Below are 24426 nucleotides of genomic sequence, written 5' to 3'. Positions count from 1 at the left end.
AAAAATAATTATGCAAACGTTTGCATAAATTGAAAAATATGCTAAATTTGTTATTCATTCTTAATGCGAACAAAATTATACGTTGTTTTTCCAAAGAAAAAGCAAAGAGAAATAATTTTATCGCTAAAACTCAAGCCTAAATTCATTATGAAAACGTTTAAAATACTTAATATTTTTCTTCTTTTTTTTATCGCTTTAAGCCATGCTCAAGTTAACATTATACCGCGACCTATGGAGGTATCTATTGGAGATGGTTTTTACGAATTGAATAATAAAACGGCTATTGTCTCCGATGAAATATCTAGAAATCAAGCGGATTATTTAGCTGCTATTTTGGATGATGCTTTTGGGACTAAAACAAAGATTAAGCAAAAAGGAAGAGGTATTGTATTAAAAATAAATCCTGAAATGAAAACTTCTTTAGGAAATGAAGGGTACTATCTTAAATCTTCTAAAAAGCAGGTTTTAATTGAGGCATCATCAAATACAGGTTTGTTTTATGGCATTCAATCTTTGAGGCAATTATTACCTAGTGATTTTGAGTTTTCTAAGCAATTGCACAAAAAAGTATTAATTCCGCAAGTAGAAATTACAGATAAACCACGTTTTGGATGGCGTTCTTTTATGCTCGATGAGTCTCGACATTTTAAAGGTTCGCAAGTGGTTAAAAATTTATTAGACCAAATGGCGTTGCTTAAAATGAACGTGTTTCATTGGCATCTCACAGATGATCAAGGTTGGAGAATTAAGATTAAAAAATATCCTAATTTAACTAAAGTAGGCGGTTACAGAGAAGACACGCAATCTCTTAGAAAAAGTGATGAACGCTATGGATATCCGCATCAAGGTTTTTATACACAAGAAGAGATAAAAGATATTATTGCTTATGCTGAAGAAAGGCAAATTTTAATAGTTCCCGAGATAGAAATGCCAGGTCATGCCATGGCTGCGATTGCATCTTACCCTTGGTTAGGGATTTTGGGCGCGAATACTAAGGTTCCTGAGTTTTTTGGTAAGTTGGATGATTCTTTCAATATAGCCGATCCAAAAGTGTATCAATTTCTTACAGATGTTCTTGAAGAGGTATTTGAGCTTTTTCCTGGTAATGTTGTCCATATTGGTGGAGATGAGGTGATGTTTGATGTTTGGAAAAATTCAGAGATGATACAAAATAAAATAAAAGAAGAAGGTTTGTCTTCTCCTGCAGATCTTCAAATATTTTTCACCAACCAAATGTCAAGTTTTATGGAAAGTAAAAACCACAGAATGATGGGGTGGAATGAAATACTAGGCGCTAATGTACACGAATGGCAAGAAGATGCAGATGTGGAAGTGGAACAGAAATTAGCTAAATCTGCTATTGTGCACTTTTGGAAGGGAAATGTAGACCTTATTAATGAAGCGGTTACTAATGGTTACGATATTGTGAATTCATTACATTCCATGACTTATTTAGATTATAATTATAAGAATTTACCGCTTTCTAAAGCTTATTCTTTCGATCCTATTCCGGAAGGTGTAGATGAAAAATATCATGATAAAATTTTAGGTTCGGGTTGCCAAATGTGGAGTGAATGGATTCCTACGGTACAGCAAATGAACAACCATGTATTTCCTAGAATTGCTGCTTATGCAGAAGTAGGTTGGACTTCTAAAGTTAATAAAGATTATGAAATTTTTACAAAATCTCTCGAAGATTACAAAAAACGTTGGGAGATTTTAGGTATTGAATATTATAGTGATTTTAAATAATTCAAAAAAAATTACATCTTAAATTTAATTATATGTGTTGTATAGCTAATAGATCTTATAAATTGAATTTTGAGTTATTAATAAATAATAAAGCCAATAAATATTGATATAATTTGTATCTTAATAACATAAAAAACAAATCAATTTCATTTTTAAATAGTTCTTTTAATTTTAGTGTGCAATTCGGTGTACATTAATTGATAAATGATAATAACAGTAATGGATATGGGTGGTTAAGAGATTCTAATTAATCCTGCCACCCCGACTTAATAAAAACCTTGTAAATTTAATTTACAAGGTTTTTTGCGTTTCACGAAGTGCTAATAAGAGTTGAGGATGCTTTTATTTTTTATAATTAGATACAATTGTATTTAATTATAAAAAAAGATAAGATTTTTAGAATACTCCCAATTATTAAAATTCTACCAAACCACATTATTTACTTTAAGAAGGAAGTTACAAGTTTAACAAAGTAAGGTGTATGCTTTTAATTTATAATGGATATATTATTGAGTAATCAACAAAATTAATTCTAATGCCGATTCAAAATCACAATCTTTCAATCTGATAGCTGAGATAATAAAATAATTACATCAAAACACCGATAAAAAGCTTTTATATCGGATAAAATGTTTATTTTAGCAATATTAACCTATGGTTTATTTACTTTATGTCTTATATTTTAGATGTAATTTAAGTGAATGCTAAATAAAATATAGTCCCAAATGATATCAAATAAAAGCGTTGTACTCGCACTCTTTTCGCATCCTTTTCTGCCATTAATTCAGGTTGAATAAAATATTTCTATAATAGTTAGCAAAGCCTCACTAATTGGTGAATTAAATAGTTATTCTGTTTGATGGGGTTTAATGGATAGTTTAGTTAAAAAGAGCCAAATATTTTTTTATTACTATCAATCCATCACTTTAGCCTTTGACTGTTATGTAAATGAATAAATTTTATAACTTGATAAAAGTCATAAAACATTGAAAATAAATCAACTAATTTCGCAGAAATATTGATTTAAAGTTAAATTGAAACCTACTAAATGATTAACTTAAATTACCCCAAAAATAAAATCTTCTTGGCTAAGGGGCTGTTTTTTGTTTTCATATTTCTCTGTTGGGGTAATTCAGTTTTTTCACAAAATATACCTGTGCCCGAAAGAATACAAGCAGCACTCTTAACTAAAGTGTTAAAATACGATTCACAAATTCCACAAAATATAAAAATTAAAATACTAGTTGTATTTGATGATAATTCAGAATTAAATAAGGATGAATTTATTACAGGGCTAGGTAATTCAATGATGGTTAAGGCTATTCGTGAAAATGAATTAGAACAAAATATTTCGAATTATAGTGTTGTTTATTTTATGCCTGGAATTCAAGATTATTCAGAAATATGCAAGAACAATAGGGTGTTATCGGTAACTGGTATATCTCAATATGTTGAGCAAGGTAAAATTTCACTCGGATTTGGAATACAGAATAATAAGCCAAAAATATTGGTTAATTTAACTTCTTTAGATAAAGAGGGGCAGTCATTCTCCTCTGATATTTTAAGGATAGCAAAAATTTTTAATTAACTGGTTATGAATATAAAAAGAAAAATATTCGTTTTTATTTGGTTACTAAATGCTACTTTATGTGTAGAGGTTTATGCGCAGCAGACGGATAAAATTTATAGTGAAATGACCTTAGAGGAATTATTGGATATTGATGTGGTTGTTACAGCATCTAAAAAACCAGAAGATCTATTCGAAACGCCTTTATCTACTACAATTATTAGTAAGGAAGAAATAGAAAACTCAGGCGTTACTAGTATTCCAGAGGCACTACGTTTATCACAGGGGTTAATTGTTAGAGAAATGACACCAGGTAATTATGATATTCATATTAGAGGGTATGATGATATTACAAAAAATGTATATGTAACGCTTCCTTATAATACTACTATACTTGTTATGATTGATAATCGAGTTGTATATAGTTATTTTAGTGGTGGAACATTTTGGGAAACTTTGCCTGTTGATTTAAATGATGTTGAAAGAATTGAAGTTGTTAGAGGTTCGGCTTCCGCACTATATGGAGCAAATGCCGTTACAGGAGTCATTAATATTATTACATCGCATGCAAATAAAAAAGGAAAAAATGTATCTGTTAGATCTAGTATTGGTACTAATGAAGCTAGAAATACTAGTATAAATATTGGTTATAATTGGGATGATAAAACAAAACTTTCATTTTCTGGTAACTTTACAGAGCGATATCGTTTTGATGATACATACTATGATTTTAATAAAAAAGGATATACGGAAATAGAGGATCTTACTATGTTTGTTTCACCAATGAAAGGTGAAAATAGTAACGAGGTTTGGACGTATAATGAATATAAAAATGCTCTTGGTGCCGATTATGATACAGACTTGAGTTTAAGAAAATTAGGTGCAAATATCTTTTTATCACATAATTTCACAGAACAATCAAATATAGACATTGCTGTGGGAGTTCAAAAATCTCAAAGCCAAAAAACGGGAGGACTAAATCTATCAACACCATTGTCTCAAACAGAATCGGAAAGCTATTATGTAAATGCAAGAATAAATCATAATAATTTAAGTGGACAATTCAATATTAATTCAGGGCATGATAATAACAACTACAAATTCAACTCTTATAAGTTCACCAATATAGAAGGTAATCTAGAATATTTTAAACAGTTTAAATCTTTTAGTATTCGTCCAGGAATTAGTTATAAATACTTATCATATAATAGCCCGCTTACATATAGTGAACCATTCAGTTTTAACACACTTAATTATAAATATAAGGATGAAGCTAGAGTTACTTCTTCTTATTCTGCCTTTTTGTTAACAGAATGGAAACCGACTTCAAAGCTTAGATTAATAGGAGCTATTCGTCATGATAAATTTGAGTTTAATAAAAATAGTTTTACTAATTATGAAGCTGCTTTAACTTATCGTATAAATAAAAACAATTTAATTCGAGGCGTGTATTCAAAAGCAAGCAAATCGCCTTTCTTTTTCGATTCCTATTTAAATAGTAACATTTTTGTAATATACGAGCAGCCCACAGGTGTTTCAGGCACTACTTTAACTGTTCCTATAAGCTTAGATATAAGAGGTCAAGAAGATTTGAAGTACCCAACTATTATAAATCATGAAATTGGTTGGAGAACTAAAATAAATTCAAATTTGAAATTAGATGTTGAATTGTTTTACTCAAAAGTAAATAATTTTGTGAATGCTAATATTTATCGTAGTACTAATATAGGGCAGCAATTAAATGCCTTTGGGGAACCACAGTCTGTAATTTCTGCAAGTGCAAATGGGGATGCTTTATTTGAAAATTACGATTTAAAAGCAAACCAGTTTGGTGCTGGGTTTACTTTAGATTATAGTTTTTCTGATAAGTTTGGAGCTAAAATATATGGAACTTACCAAAACACTAGTGTTTCAGGAAAAAAAGATGTTAGTATTGAAACTACTAATATTAGCTTTGATGATATTACTTCAGATAATGTGCTTAATACTAAAATTAGCACATTAACTAATCCTGTGCAATGGACTAACGAGACAACACCCTCATTTTTTGGAGGCTTTTTGTTGAATTATAAGCCAAATAAAAAATGGAATTTTAGTACAGATGCTTATGTATATACTAATCAGAAATTCACAAACTATAATTATTACAAAATAATAGACGAAGCCAGTATTGATGAAGCTTTGATAGAAATAGACATTAAAACAAATATAATTTTAAACACAAAAGCATCTTTTAAATTAAATAAAAACACATCATTAGATTTAACAATAAAAAATATTTTAGGAAATCATCTTGAGTATGGTTTTACTGATCAGATACAGAGACAATTGCTAATTGGCTTAAAATGGGAATTATAACATATAGTTATTTAAAATTTAATGAAAAATAGGCTAAGCATATTCATTTTAAACCTACTGCTTGTTTTGCTTAGTGGCCACTTATTCGCTCAGGATACAAGTGTTTATGAAAACATGTCTTTAGATGAAATTTTAAATATTGATGTTGTAATTACGGCATCTAAACAACCTGAAGATCTTTTTGAAACCCCTTTATCTGTTACAATTATTAGTAGAGAAGATATCGATAACGCCGGGGCTACAAGTATTATGGAAGCCTTACGTTTATCTCAGGGGCTAATTGTAAGAGAAATAACTCCGGGGAATTTTGATGTACAAATTCGTGGTTTTGATGATATTACAAAAAATGCATATGTTTCTCTACCATACAATACTACCATACTTGTAATGATTGATAATAGAATTGTTTACGATTATTATTCTGGAGGTACACTATGGGAAACGTTGCCAATAGATATTAATGATATTGAGCGAATTGAAATTGTAAGAGGTCCTGCTTCAGCCTTATATGGACCCAATGCGGCTACTGGAGTTATTAATATAATAACCTCTCATTCAAAAGTAAAAGGATTGAATATTTTTGCTTCTGGTAAAATTGGAAATGCCAACACTAAAATTGCTAATGCAAATATTGGTTATAACTGGAACAATCAAACAAGCTTAACATTAACAGGTAATTTTACTGTAAGAGACAGGTTTGATAATATGTATTATAATTGGTGGGATGAGGAATATACTCAATTAGAAGACATGCACATGATGATGGAAATTGAAAAAGATCCAAATACACATGAAATTTGGACTTATCAGGATTTTAGCGAAGCTGTATCTAGTGAATATAATACCGAGCAAAGTTTACAAAAAAGAGCAGCTAATCTTTTCTTTTCACACGAATTTAATGAAAACACAAACGTTAATCTTTCATTTGGTGGGCAAAAATCTGAAAGCCAGAAAATTGGATTTCTAAATTTTGCAACACCACTATCACAATACGAATCTCAAAGTTTCTATATCGATAATAATTTTAAAATTAATAATTTTTACGGGCAATGGAATATCTCTCAAGGGGAGGTTCTAGGAAATTCCTTTAATACTTTCGAATTTGATAATTTAGATGCGAATTTGGAATATTTATTCAGATATAAAAACTTAAGTTTAAGGCCAGGCTTGAGTTATAAAAGAAGTAGTTATAATAGTCCAGTTACGTATGATGAGGTATTTGATCTTTCAAAACTTAATTATGAAATTAAAGACGAGCCTAGAAAGTTTATTAGTTATTCCGGTTCTATGCTTGCCGATTGGAAGCTATCATCTAAATTAAGGATGATTGCCGGGTTTCGTGTTGATAAATTTAATATCAATAAACACCATTTTGTGAATTTTGAACTTGCTAGTACTTATCGTTTAAATAAAAACAATTTGTTACGAGCTGTGATTTCTCGCGCAAACCGTTCTCCTTCTTTTTATGATACATTTATAAATACAAAGATGAATTTTTATTACGGACTGGAAACAGAAACAAATGTTAATCCAGTATATGTTCCAGTAGAACAGTATATTAAAGCCGATAGAGATCAAAAATACCCAACTAATTCTAGTTTGGAATTAAGTTGGAGAAGTAAATTAAGTTCTAAATTAAATATAGATATAGAGGTGTTTTTCCAGAAATCAGACAATCTTTTGGCATCTATTGAGTATCGTGAAATAAATTCAGAAGTTCAGTTAAATAATGAAAATGAAGTAGAGACAGTTCTTTCTGTTTCTGGGTCTGCACTTATGAGTTTTGAAAATTATGATTACGGATCCTCTCAACTTGGTGCGAGTTTTATGCTAAATTATAGCCCTAATTCCAAATTAGATTGTAAGCTATATGGCACATTGCAAAAAACATTTTTAAATGATAATACTGAGTTTGAAATTAACACAACCGATACTAAACTTTCACTTAATCCAGAAACTAATATTTTAAGTACTACTGCATATTCTAACCTTAATATGACTTTATTGAGCGATGAGCTTACACCATCATTGTATGGTGGGTTTTTATTGAATTACAAACCAAATAACAAGTTGAACCTAAATATAAACGGTTATGTGTATTCAAAACAAGTATTTGAAGCAATGCCTATTGATAATGTTATTTCGGATTATACAGGTATTTATCATAGAAAAACAGCAAAAATTAAGGCTAATTCAATTATTAATGCAAAAGTTAGTTATAATATTTTGAAAAAAACAGAAGTAAATATATCTATTAAAAATATGCTAGGCAAACATCGTGAATATGGTTTTGCAGATACTATTGGAACCAGTTTTTTAGTTGGTTTTCAATGGGAATATTAAATAAAAAAATGAAAATAACTTTAATCCCCAATCTATTATGAAAATTAAATACTTTTTAATTACTATTATTTGTGCCTCAATAAGTTTAACTTCTTGTAGCGAAGAAGAGTCATCGAAACTCTCATCCGAAAGTGAAATGCTTACAGCTAAATCATGGGTGGTTCAAAGTAAAATTGTTGAACCTTCTATCAATTTGGGAGGAATAGAAATATCAGATATTACAGTACTGGATTCTGATGAAGTGAAAAGCTATTCTTTTAAGTTTGATAGTGACGGTACATTAGTTGTAACAGATTTATCAGAAGAAATTATTATTGAAACAACTTGGGTTTTTAATTCAGATAAAACTCAATTAACTTTTGGAGATCCTTTAATTTACAATTATCCTATTGTTGGAGATATTGGTTTATCAACAATTAAAATTACATCATTAACATCATCAAAAATGATAGGTACTATTCCTGCATTTTATGATGATATAAACTATGTTGTGACAATTACATTTATTTAAAAGAATTTGTTAAATAGAAGTAAATTAAAGAAATATTAAAATAATTTTTTCACCTATGTTATTTAAAAACCTTTCAATTAGATTTAAAATGATAATGATTATTCAAATCGTATCATTGTTTTCACTTTTGGTTGGTTTTGCTTACGTAACATTGAGTAATATTGCCGATTACAAGGAGGATATGAGAAATAACACCATAGTTAATGCCACACTTATTGGTGATTATTGTGCTGTTCCTTTGGCTTTTGATATGTCGGATAGTGCGGTGGAAACATTAGAAAAATTACAAAATATACCATCTGTAGATATTGGAATTGTTTATAATGATAAAAATGAAATTTTTGCAGAATTTTATAAGAATGAGGATAAAAAAATAGTTTCAAACTCTGATAACTCAATTTCAATGGGTGAATTTGAGGATGATTATTTAAATGTTTCTAGACCTATTTTTTACGATAATAAATTGGCTGGTAAAATTTATTTAAGAGTCTCTACAGAGGAGTTAACAATAAAAATAAGTGACTATTTATTGAAAATGGGAATATTACTTCTCGCTCTGCTTATTATTAATTATATACTTGCTACCTGGTTACAAAAAGTACTTTCAGAACCTATTTTAAAATTAACTAAAGCTACTAAAGAAATTTCTAAAGAGGGTAATTACAATTTACGAGTTCAAAAACAAGGAAATGATGAAATTGGAATTTTAGTTGATGAATATAATAAAATGTTATCGCAAATACATGAACGGGAAGAGACGCTAAAACAAAGAACAAATGAATTAACCGAAACATTAGGTGATCTAAAACAAACACAGCAAAAACTTGTTAATTCGGAAAAATTGGCTGCACTAGGGCAATTAATTGCAGGTGTTGCACATGAAATAAATACACCGCTCGGTGCTATTCGTTCGTCAATAGGGAATATTAAAAACACTCTAAACTTTATGTTAAAAGAGTATCCTATATTTATTAACCGATTACCTGATAAATTAAAATTAGAATTTTTATCGCTCATGGAAGATTCTCTTAAAAATAGACACAGGTTAACCTCAAGAGAGGAAAGGAGCTTTAAGAAAAAAATAGCAGTTACGCTGGAAAATAACAATATTGAAAACGCATATTTTTTTGCAGATACTTTTGTAGATATGATGGTTGTAGAGAATATTGAAAAATATATGGATCTTTTAAAAAATAAAGATTCTAATGAAATTATAGAAGTTGCATATAAAATTACGGGTCTGCAAAGAAGTACAGAAAATATAGAGTTTGCAGCCGATAGAGCTTCAAAAGTAGTATTTGCTCTCAAAAATTCATCACGAATTAATAATTACGAGGAACAAGTTTTGGCAGATATTACAGAAGGAATTGAAAGTGTTTTAACCTTATATAACAACCAGATTAAGCAAGGAATTGAAGTCTCTAAAAAATATGATGAAATACCAAAAATTCTTTGCTATTATGATGAGTTAAATCAAGTATGGACCAACATACTTCATAATGCTATTTATGCTATGGATCTTAATGGTAAGCTAGCTATTAAAACTTATACAGAAAATAGTTGGGTGGTAGTTTCAATTACAGATAGTGGAAAAGGTATTCCTCAAGAAGAAATTGATAAAATATTTGATCCATTTTTTAGCACAAAACCAACTGGAGAAGGTACAGGGATAGGCTTAGATATTTCAAAACGAATTATAGAAAAGCATAAAGGTAAAATTGAAGTAGAAAGTGAGCCAGGTAAAACAACGTTTAGTATTTATCTGCCCATAAATAGTAATAAGGAAGAATCAACAATAATACAAGAATAAGACTATGGAGAAAATTGTAATATTATGTGTCGATGATGAAAAAATAATATTGAATAGTATTAAAGCTCAATTAAGGGAGAATTATGGTAATTTATTTGTGTATGAAACTGCCGAGAGTGCAAATGAGGCCTTCGATATTATTGACGAGCTAATGATGGAGGATATTAAGGTTAAATTAATAATAATTAGTGATTGGTTAATGCCAGTTATTAAAGGGGATGAATTTTTAATTAGAGTTCATAATAAATATCCCAATTCGTTAAAAATAATGTTAACAGGTCAGGCTGATTTTAAATCAATCGAAAAAACAAAAAGAGAAGCTAATTTATATAAATGCATCAGAAAACCATGGATGCAATCTGAATTATTTTCTTGTATAGATTCTGGGAGGTTATTAATTTAAAAATGATGAGTATGAAAATGGGAGTGATATTTTGCGTTGATGATGAAAAAATAGTTTTAAATAGCTTAAAAACTGAACTAAAAAATGCTTTTGGTAATACATATATTATTGAAACTGCAGAGTCGGGCATTGAAGCTTTAGAGGCTATTAATAATTTACTAGATTTAAATTATGAAATTCCAGTAGTAATAGCAGATTATGCAATGCCAGTTATGAAGGGTGATGAGTTTTTAAAGAAACTTCATGAAAAAACACCTAATACATTAAACATTTTGTTAACCGGCCAAGCCACGATTGAAGGTGTTGCAAACTCAATAAATTATGCAGGTCTTTATAGATATATATCTAAACCTTGGCATACTAACGATCTTGTTTTAACAGTTAAAGAAGCTCTTAAGAGTTATCAACAAGAAAATAAACTTAAAATTCAAAATGAAGAGCTACAGGTGTTAAGTACTTCACTTGAGCATAAAGTTAAGTTGAGAACGCAGGAACTAAATAATAAAAACAACTTGCTTTTAGAAAAGCAACAAGAAATTACGATTCAGAATCAAGAATTAGAAAAATATAGAAATCACCTTGAAAACCTTGTTGAAGACAGAACTGTAGAATTAACTCTTGCAAAAGATAAAGCAGAAGAAAGCGACCGATTAAAATCTCAGTTTTTAGCAACCATGTCTCATGAGTTAAGAACACCTCTTAATTCTATTATTGGGCTTTCGGGTTTAGTAGATCGAGATTCATCTACAGAAGAAATTCATGAGTATATACAAATTATTCATAATAGCGGAGAGCATTTACTTAAACTTATTGAAGATCTTTTTAATATTTCGGTTATTGAATCTGGTAAAGTACAAGTGTTTATGAAGGCTATTGATTTAAGTGTTTTTCTAAATGAAATTCATGAATCGATGAAAATTCATCAAGAAAAACAAGGAAAGCATCACATAGATTTTAATTTAATAATTCCATCAGATTATAAAAATTTAACGATACATACCGATAAATTAAAACTAACAAACATTATAGTAAACCTTTTAAAAAATGCCATTAAATTTTCAGAAAGCGGTACTATTAATTATGGCTTTAATATTTGTAAAAAAGAAGAAATAACACATATTACTTTTTTTGTTTCAGATACAGGAATTGGTATAGATAAAAGTCATCAAGATTTAATTTTTAAAGGCTTTACTCAAGTTAATGGGGCCTTTGATAGACAATATGATGGTGCTGGAATAGGACTTACCATTGCAAAAAAGCTTGTTAATCTTTTAGATGGCAATATATGGGTAGATTCAAAATTAGGAGAAGGTAGCTCGTTCTTTTTCTCCATTCCACTTAAAAATATTAAAAACGACATTATTATCGATAGCTGTAAGGATGTTAATGAAATTTAAAGAATATTAACAGTTAACTTTTAGTCTTTCTAAAAGAAGGCCGCATTACTTTCAATTTGTATTTGTCTCAAATAATACAAATTATATATTTTTAGTATTAGAAATAAAGCGTTTTTATTTTTGGTGTCTTAATAAATTGGAAATAGTTTTTTAGTTAAATAAATGGATGTAATTTTCCAATTTTAAATTGAACTAGAACTCTTATAAATTCAGTATCCCGAATAACTTCTTTTTGTTGTGTTCTCTTTCAATCTTTTTTGAGAATCATGTATCATTATGGAATTATTACTTCACCTTATACCTTGGTTTTAGCAATAATTAATAAAACAAAACATTTCGCTTCATGACCTAAATCAGTTTAATATTGCTATTAATTGCAGTAATTTGTTTTATAGTTGAATGTTTTTTTATTATAAGAATAGGTTTGGAGTGCCTTGCCATAGCATTGGTTAGTTTATTATTTGAGAGGTTCTTGAAGTATTATATTAAGCTGTCAATACTCAAGATGTTTAAGTTAAACAGCTTTTTGAAGAGGGAAGACTCCTATGATATAAGTTCTTTAAACTCATATTGTGTAATCCGTTTCATACCTATTCATTAAAAAACATTCCCAAATATGTAACAGTTATGAGTGCAACTAATTGGTTTAAAAAGGCTGTAATATATCAAGTCTTTATCGATAGATTCAATGGTTTTGAGGAAACAAGAAATTCGCCTAAATTTCTTGGAGGGAATATTAATGGTGTTACACAGAAACTAGACTATTTTTTGAGCTTAGGTGTAAATGTTATTTGGCTATCTCCGTTTTACGAATCACTAAGTTATCATGGTTATAATGTTACGGACTTTAAAAAAGTGAATTCGCATTTTGGTACTGAGGAAGATTTAAAAACACTAATTAGTGAAGCGCACAAAAGAGGACTTTATATTATTGCCGATTTTATTCCAAACCATTGCTCAAACAAACATCCTTTTTTTGAGGATGCCTGTAAAAATGAGAATAGTAAATATCATGATTGGTTTATTTTTGAAAAATGGCCTGCTACGTATCGTTGTTTCTTAGATTTTCCAGAATTACCTAAATTAAACTTGAACAATGCAGAGGTTAGGAATTATATGATTGATATTGCTGATTACTGGATGTCTTTAGGACTGGATGGTTTTAGATTAGACCATGCCATAGGTCCTTCACATAAGTTTTGGAAGGTATTCAGAAAAAAAATGAAAGCACATTATCCGCAAAGTGTTTTCGTTGGTGAGGTTTGGTGCGATAGTTTAGACAAAAAGCTTATAAAAACTACAGGACTAAAGAATAAAATGCAGAAAAGAAAGTTTGGTGTTTTTCAAGAAGAGGTTCAATTAGAGTATTATGGAGAGTTAGATGGAGTATTGGATTTTACATTAAATACTTTAATTGTTAAAGCTGCAGAAAAAGGAAAAAATTTGTTGCTAGATAGTAAACTAAAAGACAAAATAAAAAAACATTTTCAGCAAGTACCATCTGGCTATTTTATGGTGACATTTTTGGATAATCATGATGTGGATAGATTTCTGTTGCATTGTAAAGGAGATGTTCAGGTTATGTTACAAGCTTTTGAATTACTACTTTCCTTAGATCAACCGGTAGTTATTTATTATGGTACCGAAAATTGTAAATATAACAAGGAACCTATTAATGGTTCCATACCGCAATCTGATTTGGCTGTTAGAGCACCAATGGATTGGAATACTATTAATCCCCAATTCATCGAAGGGTTTAAGGATTTGATTATAAAATATAGAAACAAGGAAAACGTAAAAAATTGAAAACACATAGAGATATAACAAAAGGGTGGCCTTATCCAATTGGATCATCTGTTAAAGCTAACGGAGTTAATTTTAGTCTTTTTTCCAAGAATAGTACAGCTGTAGAATTACTGCTGTTTAATGGTATAGAGGATGTTAAACCTAGTGAAACTATAATTCTTGATAAAAAACTAAATCGAACAGAATTATATTGGCATATTTTTGTGCCAGGACTTAAGGCAGGTCAAATATATGCTTATCGCGTTCATGGTCCGTTTAACCCTGATGAAGGATATCGTTTTGATGCTCAAAAAGTGTTGTTAGATCCTTATGGTAAACTTGTGGTAACCCCTAAGGCTTATCGGCGAGATTTGGCAAGTAAGCCAGGTGATAATGTAAGTAGTGCCATGAAAAGTGTTGTGGTAGACACTAGTACTTACGATTGGGAAGAGGATCGTTGTCTTCGCCATACTTTTATAAAGACTATTATATATGAATTACATGTAAAGGGATTTACTCAAAACCCTAATTCGGGAATAAAGGATGATAAAAGAGGAACTTATGCCGGATTGATAGAAAAAATACCTTATTTAATAGATTTGGGTATCACAGCTGTAGAATTACTACCTGTATTTCAGTTTGATAAACAAGATGCGCCGGAGGGAAAAACCAATTATTGGGGCTATAGTCCTGTATCTTTTTTTGCACCACATAGCGATTATAGTTCTAGTAAAGATCTATTTGGTCCTTTAGATGAATTCCGTGATATGGTAAAAGCATTGCATAATGCTGATATAGAGGTTATACTCGATGTGGTTTATAATCATACAGGTGAAGGTAATGAAAATGGACCAACATTAAGCTTTAAAGGTATTGGCAATAATGCTTATTATATATTAAATCCCAATGGAACCTATGGGGATTATTCTGGCTGCGGAAACACTATTAATGCCAACTATTCTGCCGTTCGAAGAATGATAATGGATAGTCTTCGTTTTTGGGTTTCTGAAATGCATGTTGATGGATTTCGATTTGATCTTGCTTCTGTATTATCTCGAGATCAGTCAGGGAAACCTCAACAGAATCCGCCTATACTTTGGGATATACAATCTGATCCAATTCTTGCCGGAACCAAACTTATAGCAGAGGCCTGGGATGCAGCAGGGCTTTATCAAGTAGGTAGTTTTATTGGTGATAAATGGAAAGAGTGGAATGGTAAGTTTCGGGATGATGTGCGCCGTTTTATTAGAGGCGATAAAGATTCAATATCTAATTTTGCATCACGAATTTTGGCAAGTCCAGACCTTTATGGTCATAAAAACCAACCAGCGGATACAAGTATCAATTTTATTACCTGCCATGATGGTTTTACCTTAAATGATTTGGTAAGTTATAATCAAAAACATAATGAGGATAACGGACAAGAAAACCGCGATGGAAGCAACAATAGTCTCAGTTATAATTATGGGGTTGAAGGGCCAACGACCGATCCAATTATAGAACAAATACGGGAGCAACAGATAAAGAATTTTTTAGCTGTTACACTTCTTTCTTATGGGACACCAATGATTTTGATGGGCGATGAAGTAAAACGAACAAAATTAGGCAACAACAATGCCTTCTGCTTGGATAATGAGATAAATTGGTTTGATTGGGACCTTTTGGAAAAGAACGCATCCTTACACCGCTTTGTTAAAGGGTTGAATGCCTTTAGACTAGATACAAGTTTGATGGATGCAGATTATACTTTGCCATTAATGGAGTTTCTGCAAACTAAACAAGAAATTGATTGGAGTGGTGTTAAATTAGGGCAGCCAGACTGGAGCTCCACATCGCATAGTTTAGCTGGTGTTGTAAAATCTAGTAAAAAAAATTACGTGCTGTTTCTTGCATGCAATGCCTATAACAAGGATATGACTTTTGAAATTCCAGATTCGGAGGATTTTAATAAGAAAAATTGGTTTCGTATTATTGACACCTCCTTGCCATCACCAGAAGATATTGTAACGCTAGAAAAAGCAACAATAGTAAAAGAACGTTCTTATATCGTTAAAGCTAGATCGGTTGTTCTTCTTATTGCAATTTCTATTTAATTGTACTCTAGATTTTAATTTAAGTGAATTTAAAAAATCAATACAAGATAAATTCAGAACAAGTTTAATCGGTTTTTATTAACAATATTATAGGCTTTAGTTCTCTTTAGGTTAGGGGAGTATTTTGTAAATTAGCAGAAGCATTTTTCTGAAAATTTAGCGTAATGAGTACTAAACTAATTTTATTAGCTTTTATAGTATGGTAGATGAATTAAAAGACAGGGAACTTTTTAGAGGTATTTTTGAATCTTCAGTAGAAGGTATCTTGGTTGTAAATAATCACGGGTATATCATTAAGGCTAATCCTTCGGTTGAAAAAATGTTTGGTTACGCACCGGGAGAATTAGTTAAGCGAAAAGTAGAAGGTCTTATTCCTGATAAATTCATACAAGCATATAAGGCACTTATAGTAAAGGATACCACAGAAACTACGAGTCGATTTTTAGGTGAAGGAAAGGATATTTACGGACTAAAAAAGGATGGTACACAAATTTTATTAGAAATAAGTCTGAGTCACACTGAAATAAACGGGAGTGAATTAGTCACTGCTTTTATAAGAGATATAACAGAAGAAAAAGCTATTGAGAATATTCTATATATCCGAAACCAAATATTAGCATCTACAGCAAGAGGCATTATTATTTGCGATGCTCGGCAACCAAATTATCCTATTGTTTATGGTAACGATTCTTTTTCAAAGATTACGGGGTATAAGAACTCCGATTTTATGGGCAAGAACTGCCGTTTTTTGATAGGAGAAGATAGAGAGCAAAACGATATTGAAATTATCTTGGCTGCTATAAAAAAAGGAAAAGAATGTCACGTAGTATTGCGTAATTATCGCAAAGATGGTTCCTTGTTTTGGAACGAGGTTTCTATTTCTCCAATATTTAATAATAAAAAAGAGCTTACGCATTATGTTGGTGTCCAAAACGATGTTACAGAGCAAAAAATGGAAGAATTTTTTAAAATAGGGCAGTCTCATGTTATGGACATGATTATTCAACATGAACCATTAAAAAACATTACAAATAGAATTATTGAAATCATAGAAACAGCCATTCCAAATTGCATAGGTTCTATTTTATTATTAAACAAAGAAACTAAAACATTACAAAAATTAACCGTTACAAATCTTCCTAAAGGGTTTACTAATGCCATTGAGGGGCTTCCTATTGGTGTAGAAAAAGAATTTTGTAGTACTGCTGCTTATTTTAAAAAAGAAGTTATTGTTACAGATATTTTTACAGATCCTTTTTGGGAAAACCATAGAGAACTAGCTTTAGCTAATAATCTAAAAGCATGTTGGTCGTTTCCTATATTTTCTTCAAATCAAGAGTTGTTAGGAACCTTTGCTATTTATTTTAATACACCAAGAAAACCACTTGCAGCAGAAAGAGAAATAATACTAAATATGGCCCAAGTTACTAGTGTAGCCATAGAGCAATATAATACAAGTGAAGCTTTACATCAAAGTAAAGAAGAATTAGCTGCTTATGCTGGAGTACTAGAAAACAGGGTATCCGAGCGTACTTTCGAGCTTAAAGATATAGTACAGAAGTTAGTAGAATCTAATTTAAGCCTTGAGGATCAAATTCAGTTTACAAAATTAGCCGAAAATAGGGCTATTGCCAGTCATGAATTATTAGGGAATATTTCTAGAAATTTTCCTAGAGGCTTTGTGGCAGTTGTTAATTTACAAGTTGAAGTGGTATTTATAGAAGGAGAAGAATTAGATGAATTAGGATTTAGAAGTTTAGCCGCTACTAAAGTTGCTATTAGAGACGTTAAAGGGATTTTAGAAGAGGTGAAGCATGATATTATCGAAAACATTCAAAAGACCTTTAAAGGACAGCATTGTTCTTTTGAAGTAGATATTCAAGACCGGTCTTACTTAATTAATACCACACCATTATTCGATAAAGATAAAAATATTGTTCAGGTTTTATTGGTGCATAATAATATCTCTGATCAAAAAAACATAGAGATCGAAATCCGAAATACATTAGAGAAAGAAAAAGAACTCAATGAACTTAGATCGCGCTTTATTTCTATGGCTTCTCACGAATTCAGAACGCCTTTAAGTGTCATTCTTTCTGCTACCAACCTCATTGAACGCCAAAATATAACCGCAAAAGGGGATAAATTAATAAAATATGTCGACAAAATAAAAGCCAGCGTTAATAATTTGGTTTATATTCTTAACGACCTCCTTTCATTAAGTAAGCTAGAAGAAGGAAAGGAAATAGCACAACCTACGTTATTTGATTTTATCGATTTTTCAAAATCTTTAGTTGAAGAAATTGAAGGCATTAAAAAGCAAGGGCAAATTATCGATTTCAAAAGTTATTCAACGTATTTAGAAGTTAATCTTGATCCTAAATTAGTAAGGCATTTTTTGCATAATTTACTGTTAAATGCCATTAAATATTCCGAAGAAAACAAGGTTATAAAATTTGAAGTTCAAGGTGATAAGGATAGGCTTATAATTGTAGTTGCCGATCAAGGTATTGGTATTCCTATCGAAGATCAACACAGTTTATTTCAAAGATTTTTTAGAGCAAGTAACGCCACAACTTATCAAGGAACCGGATTAGGCTTAAATATAGTAAGGCAGTATATCGAATTAATGGGTGGAAATATTAGTTTTGTAAGTGCATTAAACAAAGGCACCACTTTTACAGTAGAATTACCTTTAAATTTAATTAAAAATGAAAAAAATACTACTAATTGAAGATAATGAAGATGTTAGGGAGATGACTGCCGAAATTCTTGAAATTGAGAATTATGAAGTAGCCACTGCCGAAAATGGTAAAGTAGGGGTTGAAAAGGCACGGCAATTTATGCCAGATCTTATTTTATGTGATATCATGATGCCTATTTTGGATGGTTATGGTGTTTTTGAGCAGTTAAGTCAAGATCATAAATTGGCCTATATTCCATTTATATTTTTAACGGCAAAATCTGAAAAATCAGATTTGCGTAAAGGCATGACGATGGGTGCAGATGATTATCTAACCAAACCCTTCGATGCAGACGAGTTGCTTTTAGCTATTGAAGCACGTTTAAATAAGAATACATTTATGCGGAAGGAGTTTGCTAGAGATGTACAAGGTATCAATCAATTTATTAAAGAAGCTTCAGTATATCAAAATCTAAACGATCTTTCCGAAGATAGAAATATTATTAATTTTAGAGCGAAAGAAGCTGTTTTTTCAGAAGGATCTGCAGCACATAATCTTTTTTTTATACAAAGCGGAGAAGTTAAAACATACAAGTATAATGAAAGCGGAAAAGAATATGTTACCGGTATGTTTAATACAGGCGACTTTATAGGGCAACTTTGTGTTTTAGGAAGTTCGGGGTTATATACAGAAACAGCCATAGCGCTTAATGATTGTGAAATTTGTTGTATTCCTAAAAGCGATTTTACGCAACTTTTATTTAATAACAAGGAGGTATCGCATAAGTTTATTAGTATGATTTCTAATAATGTATTGCATATGCAAGACCAATTAATGGGTATGGCTTTCGATTCTGTTCGTAAAAGAGCAGCTACGGCACTTTTAGAGCTTTACGGTAAAGGACTTATAAAAGATAGTGTTAATGATGGACTTAGCGTTTCTAGAGAAGATTTTGCAGGTTTAATAGGTACGGCAACGGAAACTACAATACGAGTGCTTTCAGATTTTAAGAATGAAGGTTTAATCCAATTGGGTGAAGCCCGTAGAATTGTTCTTTTAGATAAAAAACAATTACAACAAGTTGCTAAATTTGGCTAGTAGATGGCCGTTAATATGTGCTACCGTTTATGGCGTAATTTACTAAGCCATTCCAATCCTTTGTTGAGAGCAAAATCTATAGCGAATTGTTTGAGCCCAAAACCAGTAGTATCCATTATTTTTTTAGGATTTAGGTGGTTTTTTGTGGTTGTTAAATCTAGCTTTAAAGTTTCTTTTACAATATCTCTTTGAAGTCGTAAAACTTTCAAATCGTGCTCTATTTCTACAAGTGTGCTATATTTTTTATTCATAACTATCGAAATAATGTTTTGAGAACTTCTTAATCAACGGTCTATTGAGTCTGCTTCTAAATATGTAACACACTATGGCAACTACAAGGTAAAAAGCTCCCACAATTAAAAAGCCAGAATATAAATTACCTATAGCCTCACTAATAAGCATAGATACACCAAGTGATATCATAAAAATGGCAAGAAATACTATAGCGCCAATTAATAAAGAATGTGTTATAGTGGTAATCGAACCTATTAGTATTTTAAAAACTTTAAGTTTATAATACGCCTTGTTTGTCTCAATATAAGACCTCATATCGCTATCTAGGTCAACGAGGTCTTTTTTTAATGTTTCAAATGCCATAATGCATTATTTGTGTAGTTGAGCGTTTCTTTTCTTAAGATCTTCCAATTTGCGTTCCAAAGTAGCTATAATATCATCTGCTTTATAGCTCATATTGCTAATGGTTTCATCTAGTTTTTGGTCGAATTCTTCTTTCTTTTCGTTGGCTGTTTTAGTCAGCTCATCTTTAGCGTGTGTAACGCGCTCCGCTATATCGTGTTTAGCCTCTAAAGCGCGTTCTTTTATTTTATGTCGTGTTTCAACTCCTTTGTTTGGAGCATACAATATTCCAAAACCCGCACCAATTGCGGCTCCTGTTAATAATGCCAAAAGGACATTTCCATTATCGTTTGCCATGATTTCAAATTTTTAATTAATATTAAATTAATATTACAAATTTAGTTCGGTTTATTTTTTATTATCATGACCTAGGTCAGGGGTGTAGAAAATATCTGCTTGTAAATTAGCCATAGAGAATAGGTCCTCTTAAAACGATATTATTTTTAAAATTTTTATTAAAATGAATGCCTCTAAAACAGAACAAAAGCAAGTTTTTATAAAACCGTATACTCAAATTCCAGAGTTAGAAAAAGCTATAAAAACCATTCGTGAAATGGATTTTGATAAGATGGTTATATCGGTTATTGGTAATCTTGGAGAAGATAACATAGCCGAAAGGGAAAAGTGGATGTTTCAAGAAAAAAAACTCAAAGCCTTTTTTAAGGAATTATTGGGTATGCATACTGAATTTGATACTTTTTATAACCCTGAACTCGGTCGTTTATTTGTAGCCGGTTTCTTGGTTTCTACATTTTCAAACTTAATAGGTAAAAAAGCGATAGGTGGACTGTTTGGCGGACCCTTTGGGATATTAAGAGGACTTGGTATAAGTGAAGCAGAAGCTAGTTTAGATATTGAAAAACTAAAAAATGGTGATAGTTTTCTGGTAGCAAGGGGAGATCGCTTAAATATTGAAATATTGAAAAATAAAATTAAAAATATAGTATAATGAAGTACTGCGGTTAATTAGAATATGCTTTTTTAGACTGATCTAGGTCATTGTATTCTATTTAATATCTCTGTACTTTCAAGATGTATTTTAACTTAAAACATATCATATGGACACTCTAAAATATTATGAAAGTAAAAAGGATTTTAATGTATTCGTAGCGAGTACGTTTTCTGATTTAAGCAAGTTTAAACAGCAGGGTGATAAGACTTTGTTTAACAATTTATTATTAAAAACCTTATATCAAGTTAACCGATATATTACAAAAACATTGGCTACTGCTTTATCCAAAGGAAACCTTCCTAAGGGAAAGTATAAACCAGATGATTTTATTGATCAACTATTTATTGAGGTTTATGATCATTTTGATGAGGTGAAAGACAAAGAAAGTCTACATCCTTGGTTGTTTAAAACAGCAGATAAACTTCTGGAGGACAGTATTGTGGAAGAAGAATTTGATGATTATTTTTTTAAGAATATTGATGATTATTCTCGTCCAGCATGGGATGCAATGCAAGAAAAATATAGTATCGATGGTGGCGGAGATTTTGTTATGATTGATGAGTTAGACGATATTTCATACGCTAAGAACGATTATGTGTTAAATCATGTTTTTGTAGAAGAAGATAAAAAAGAATTTATGGAACAACTTGATAAGGATTTGGGTAAAGAAAATATTATAAAACATACATCTATGGTTTTAAGTAATCTACCACAATCTATGCGAACTGTTTTTGAATTGGCTACTGAGTATCAATTTTCAATGCGAGAAATAGCTATAATCCGTAGTCAAAGTATTGAAGAAGTAAAAGAACTTTTAGAAGATGCGCGTAAAAGTTTAGAAACTAGTTTCTTTAAGAGATATAACTTGAAAGAATAAATTTATTTAAATATTATTGTTATGAAAACGAAATTATTAAATCCAAAAACAGAATTATTATTAGGTGCAGGGTTAGATGTTCTTCATTTTGAAAGTCAAGAATGGTTAAGCAACATTGCTTTTTATAAAGACGAGATTAAGTTTTTTTCCAATTTGTTTGAAAAAAGAAAAGTAAAAGAAGTTGCTCATACGGCTTATGGCCAAATATTAGGGAATCTGGATTCCGTACATTCAGAATTGTTCGATTATTTAGCAAATGATATTATTGATCATGAAAAGTTGTTGTCTCGTTTAGAAAAAGGAGAAAAAGGTATATCAGATGCTGATTATAGAGAAAAACACCTTCTACTTAAACAACGATTAGAACGCTTTACAAGTAATTTCCAGGAGTTTAAAAAGACGGTTTTCGATTATATGTTAAATTTATAAACGTAGATTTTTTGTTCATTCAGAGCATGTAAAGACCATTTATGAAGGGCTTACAAAAGATAAGAATACATTAAATTATTCTGAAATAAAATAAAACAATCCGAAAGTAATTGCTCGAGCCTAAAACGCAGGTTTGCCACTTCCGGATAGTTTTTGTAAAGTTTTTATTTATGATTATTCTTCATTTAATATTTTGTGTTTTTCTATATAATAGTGTTTAATTATAATTAACTTTTAAAACACATTAAGTATTGAGGTAGATGTTGTTAACTCTGTTGTTTTACCTTTTAATCAAATATAATAAGTTGTTGTATGGTTTCATTTAAAAAAAAGGCACATCATAATTAATTATAAACTTTCAATGTTCTGTATCCATAAAATGCAATAAAGCAAAAGCATATAAAAGGAAGAATAAAAGAAAAATTAACTCCGGAAAAAGGCCCAATACTTTCCATGTCTATCATAAGCCCTTGTAAAATTGGCATTAATGCGCCACCAACAATGGCCATAACTAAACCGGCAGCACCTAAGGCAGAGTCTTCTTCACTTAAACCATTTAGTGCAATACCGTAAATAGTAGGAAACATCAACGACATAAAAGCCGAGGTGGCAACTAATAAATATAAGCCCAAAATACCTTCAATTAAAATAACACCCGAAATGGTTGTCATTGCGCAAAGAGCAAAAATCATCAGTAATTTTTTAGAGTTTACATATTTCATTAAAAAGGTACTTACAAATCGGCTTAATAGAAATATCGACATCGCTATTATGTTGTAGTTTTGAGCTTCAGCTTTAGCTATACCTAAATTATCGGCATATTGAATAATGAAGGTCCAACACATAATTTGTGCCGCCACATAAAATAATTGAGCTAAAACTCCTTCTTTATATTTTCCGTTTTTAAACAATCTTTTAAATGAAGCCCCTGCGGAAGAATATTGGCCTTTATTCATTCGTTTTGGCATTTTTGTAAAAGCAATTAAAAGAAGCATAGCAATAACAACAAAACCAAGAATGACATAAGGATCTCGAATAATAGCTAAATCGTGCGTTCTTACAATGGCTTTTTTTGCTTCCCCTAAAGTGTTGAAAATTAATTCACCAGCTTCGTTTCTTTTATCAGAATCTAAAGCTACTAGGATAAATTTTGATGCTACAAACATGCCACATAAAGACCCGATAGGGTTAAAGGCTTGCGCTAAATTTAAACGCTGTGTTGCAGTACGCTCATCACCCATAGATAATATATATGGATTTGCGGTGGTCTCTAAAAAGGCCAATCCGAAGGTTAAAATATAAAGTGACCCTAAAAAGAAACCAAAGACTTCAAATTGTGCCGCAGGAAAAAATAATAAAGCCCCTGTAGCATAAAGTGTTAACCCTAAAAGAATCCCTTTTTTGTAGCTGTATTTTCTAACAAATAAAGCCGCAGGTATCGCCATAGTAGCATAACCACCATAAAAGGCAAGTTGTACTAAAGCGGCTTTAGCGGTAGATATTTCCATAACCGTTCCAAAGGCAGCCACCATAGGGTTTGTAATATCATTAGCAAAACCCCATAATGCAAATAAAGATGTTATAATGATGAATGGAATTAGCACCTCTTTGGATACTATGGGAATACTTGTTTGGTTGTTCATTGGTTTTTTGTTTAGTTTCTATAAAAAGAAGGCACTATTCTTATTTACAGCTATATTTAATAGTTGTAAAATGAATAGTGCCTTAGTT

19 protein-coding genes are annotated in these 24426 nt (G+C 30.7%); 15 read left to right on the top strand and 4 right to left on the bottom strand.

Annotated features, from left to right (window positions below):
* Positions 1–147: 147 nt before the first annotated feature.
* The 12 genes from GQR97_RS17710 to GQR97_RS17655 all read left to right on the top strand — a co-directional run bounded on the left by GQR97_RS17710 (position 148) and on the right by GQR97_RS17655 (position 19801).
* On the top strand, positions 148–1752 hold the full coding sequence (locus GQR97_RS17710) for a beta-N-acetylhexosaminidase (RefSeq protein ID WP_158850843.1): 1605 nt from the start codon (positions 148–150) through the stop codon (positions 1750–1752).
* A gap of 1048 nt (positions 1753–2800) precedes the next feature.
* On the top strand, positions 2801–3340 hold the full coding sequence (locus GQR97_RS17705; protein ID WP_158850841.1) for a YfiR/HmsC family protein: 540 nt from the start codon (positions 2801–2803) through the stop codon (positions 3338–3340).
* A gap of 6 nt (positions 3341–3346) precedes the next feature.
* On the top strand, positions 3347–5677 hold the full coding sequence (locus tag GQR97_RS17700) for a TonB-dependent receptor plug domain-containing protein (RefSeq protein ID WP_158850831.1): 2331 nt from the start codon (positions 3347–3349) through the stop codon (positions 5675–5677).
* A 21-nt stretch (positions 5678–5698) separates the two neighbouring features.
* Positions 5699–8020 carry a TonB-dependent receptor plug domain-containing protein gene (locus GQR97_RS17695; protein WP_158850829.1) on the top strand — a complete coding sequence of 774 codons (2322 nt, stop codon included), beginning with the start codon at positions 5699–5701 and terminating at the stop codon, positions 8018–8020.
* Between the two features lie 37 nt (positions 8021–8057).
* Entirely contained in the window at positions 8058–8531 is a 474-nt protein-coding gene (locus GQR97_RS17690) for a hypothetical protein (RefSeq protein WP_158850827.1), read from the top strand.
* 94 nt (positions 8532–8625) lie between these two features.
* Positions 8626–10341 (top strand): ATP-binding protein, encoded by a 1716-nt coding sequence (locus GQR97_RS17685; protein WP_158850825.1) that lies wholly within the window; start codon positions 8626–8628, stop codon positions 10339–10341.
* A 4-nt stretch (positions 10342–10345) separates the two neighbouring features.
* The gene (locus GQR97_RS17680) at positions 10346–10744 is read left to right on the top strand and encodes a response regulator (protein ID WP_158850823.1); all 399 of its coding nucleotides are present in this window, start codon (positions 10346–10348) and stop codon (positions 10742–10744) included.
* Between the two features lie 2 nt (positions 10745–10746).
* On the top strand, positions 10747–12141 hold the full coding sequence (locus tag GQR97_RS17675) for a hybrid sensor histidine kinase/response regulator (RefSeq protein WP_158850821.1): 1395 nt from the start codon (positions 10747–10749) through the stop codon (positions 12139–12141).
* Between the two features lie 627 nt (positions 12142–12768).
* The gene (locus tag GQR97_RS17670) at positions 12769–13947 is read left to right on the top strand and encodes an alpha-amylase family glycosyl hydrolase (protein WP_158850819.1); all 1179 of its coding nucleotides are present in this window, start codon (positions 12769–12771) and stop codon (positions 13945–13947) included.
* Positions 13944–16019, top strand: a complete 2076-nt coding sequence (gene glgX, locus GQR97_RS17665; protein WP_158850817.1) for a glycogen debranching protein GlgX — start codon at positions 13944–13946, stop codon at positions 16017–16019. Before GQR97_RS17670 ends, glgX begins: the two co-directional genes overlap by 4 nt.
* Before the next feature lie 199 nt (positions 16020–16218).
* Entirely contained in the window at positions 16219–18753 is a 2535-nt protein-coding gene (locus tag GQR97_RS17660; protein WP_158850815.1) for a PAS domain S-box protein, read from the top strand.
* Positions 18731–19801 (top strand): response regulator, encoded by a 1071-nt coding sequence (locus tag GQR97_RS17655; RefSeq protein ID WP_158850813.1) that lies wholly within the window; start codon positions 18731–18733, stop codon positions 19799–19801. Before GQR97_RS17660 ends, GQR97_RS17655 begins: the two co-directional genes overlap by 23 nt.
* 20 nt (positions 19802–19821) lie before the next feature.
* On the opposite strand, the gene GQR97_RS17650 is transcribed toward GQR97_RS17655, so the two are convergent.
* The 3 genes from GQR97_RS17650 to GQR97_RS17640 are packed head-to-tail and all read right to left on the bottom strand — an operon-like array spanning position 19822 to position 20734.
* Positions 19822–20052 (bottom strand): DUF6327 family protein, encoded by a 231-nt coding sequence (locus GQR97_RS17650; protein ID WP_158850811.1) that lies wholly within the window; start codon positions 20050–20052, stop codon positions 19822–19824.
* On the bottom strand, positions 20045–20398 hold the full coding sequence (locus GQR97_RS17645; protein ID WP_158850809.1) for a phage holin family protein: 354 nt from the start codon (positions 20396–20398) through the stop codon (positions 20045–20047). The genes GQR97_RS17650 and GQR97_RS17645 overlap by 8 nt, the downstream gene beginning before the upstream one ends.
* Before the next feature lie 6 nt (positions 20399–20404).
* On the bottom strand, positions 20405–20734 hold the full coding sequence (locus GQR97_RS17640) for a YtxH domain-containing protein (RefSeq protein WP_158850807.1): 330 nt from the start codon (positions 20732–20734) through the stop codon (positions 20405–20407).
* A 163-nt stretch (positions 20735–20897) separates the two neighbouring features.
* On the opposite strand from GQR97_RS17640, the gene GQR97_RS17635 reads away from it, so the two are divergent.
* From GQR97_RS17635 to GQR97_RS17625, 3 genes are all read left to right on the top strand, one after another.
* Complete coding sequence (locus tag GQR97_RS17635; protein ID WP_158850805.1) at positions 20898–21386, top strand: hypothetical protein; 489 nt, start codon at positions 20898–20900, stop codon at positions 21384–21386.
* A gap of 109 nt (positions 21387–21495) precedes the next feature.
* Complete coding sequence (locus GQR97_RS17630) at positions 21496–22266, top strand: sigma-70 family RNA polymerase sigma factor (protein ID WP_158850803.1); 771 nt, start codon at positions 21496–21498, stop codon at positions 22264–22266.
* 21 nt (positions 22267–22287) lie between these two features.
* The gene (locus tag GQR97_RS17625; RefSeq protein WP_158850801.1) at positions 22288–22695 is read left to right on the top strand and encodes a hypothetical protein; all 408 of its coding nucleotides are present in this window, start codon (positions 22288–22290) and stop codon (positions 22693–22695) included.
* Positions 22696–23039: 344 nt separating this feature from the next.
* On the opposite strand, the gene fucP is transcribed toward GQR97_RS17625, so the two are convergent.
* On the bottom strand, positions 23040–24338 hold the full coding sequence (gene fucP, locus GQR97_RS17620) for an L-fucose:H+ symporter permease (protein ID WP_158850799.1): 1299 nt from the start codon (positions 24336–24338) through the stop codon (positions 23040–23042).
* Positions 24339–24426: the final 88 nt, after the last annotated feature.

Origin of the sequence: Algibacter sp. L1A34, assembly GCF_009796805.1 — a bacterium.
Taxonomy (GTDB): domain Bacteria; phylum Bacteroidota; class Bacteroidia; order Flavobacteriales; family Flavobacteriaceae; genus Algibacter.
Note: the sequence above shows the minus strand (reverse complement) of the source record. Positions and strands in the feature narration are given on the sequence as shown.

Coding starts and splice junctions, on each gene's coding strand:
- GQR97_RS17710 (WP_158850843.1), top strand. CDS start 148: ATGAAAACGTTTAAAATACTTAATATTTTTCTTCTTTTTTTTATCGCT.
- GQR97_RS17640 (WP_158850807.1), bottom strand. CDS start 20,734: ATGGCAAACGATAATGGAAATGTCCTTTTGGCATTATTAACAGGAGCC.
- GQR97_RS17690 (WP_158850827.1), top strand. CDS start 8,058: ATGAAAATTAAATACTTTTTAATTACTATTATTTGTGCCTCAATAAGT.
- GQR97_RS17700 (WP_158850831.1), top strand. CDS start 3,347: ATGAATATAAAAAGAAAAATATTCGTTTTTATTTGGTTACTAAATGCT.
- GQR97_RS17635 (WP_158850805.1), top strand. CDS start 20,898: ATGAATGCCTCTAAAACAGAACAAAAGCAAGTTTTTATAAAACCGTAT.
- GQR97_RS17685 (WP_158850825.1), top strand. CDS start 8,626: ATGATTATTCAAATCGTATCATTGTTTTCACTTTTGGTTGGTTTTGCT.
- GQR97_RS17650 (WP_158850811.1), bottom strand. CDS start 20,052: ATGAATAAAAAATATAGCACACTTGTAGAAATAGAGCACGATTTGAAA.
- GQR97_RS17705 (WP_158850841.1), top strand. CDS start 2,801: ATGATTAACTTAAATTACCCCAAAAATAAAATCTTCTTGGCTAAGGGG.
- GQR97_RS17680 (WP_158850823.1), top strand. CDS start 10,346: ATGGAGAAAATTGTAATATTATGTGTCGATGATGAAAAAATAATATTG.
- GQR97_RS17660 (WP_158850815.1), top strand. CDS start 16,219: ATGGTAGATGAATTAAAAGACAGGGAACTTTTTAGAGGTATTTTTGAA.
- GQR97_RS17645 (WP_158850809.1), bottom strand. CDS start 20,398: ATGGCATTTGAAACATTAAAAAAAGACCTCGTTGACCTAGATAGCGAT.
- GQR97_RS17695 (WP_158850829.1), top strand. CDS start 5,699: ATGAAAAATAGGCTAAGCATATTCATTTTAAACCTACTGCTTGTTTTG.
- GQR97_RS17670 (WP_158850819.1), top strand. CDS start 12,769: ATGAGTGCAACTAATTGGTTTAAAAAGGCTGTAATATATCAAGTCTTT.
- fucP (WP_158850799.1), bottom strand. CDS start 24,338: ATGAACAACCAAACAAGTATTCCCATAGTATCCAAAGAGGTGCTAATT.
- GQR97_RS17630 (WP_158850803.1), top strand. CDS start 21,496: ATGGACACTCTAAAATATTATGAAAGTAAAAAGGATTTTAATGTATTC.
- GQR97_RS17655 (WP_158850813.1), top strand. CDS start 18,731: ATGAAAAAAATACTACTAATTGAAGATAATGAAGATGTTAGGGAGATG.
- GQR97_RS17625 (WP_158850801.1), top strand. CDS start 22,288: ATGAAAACGAAATTATTAAATCCAAAAACAGAATTATTATTAGGTGCA.
- GQR97_RS17675 (WP_158850821.1), top strand. CDS start 10,747: ATGATGAGTATGAAAATGGGAGTGATATTTTGCGTTGATGATGAAAAA.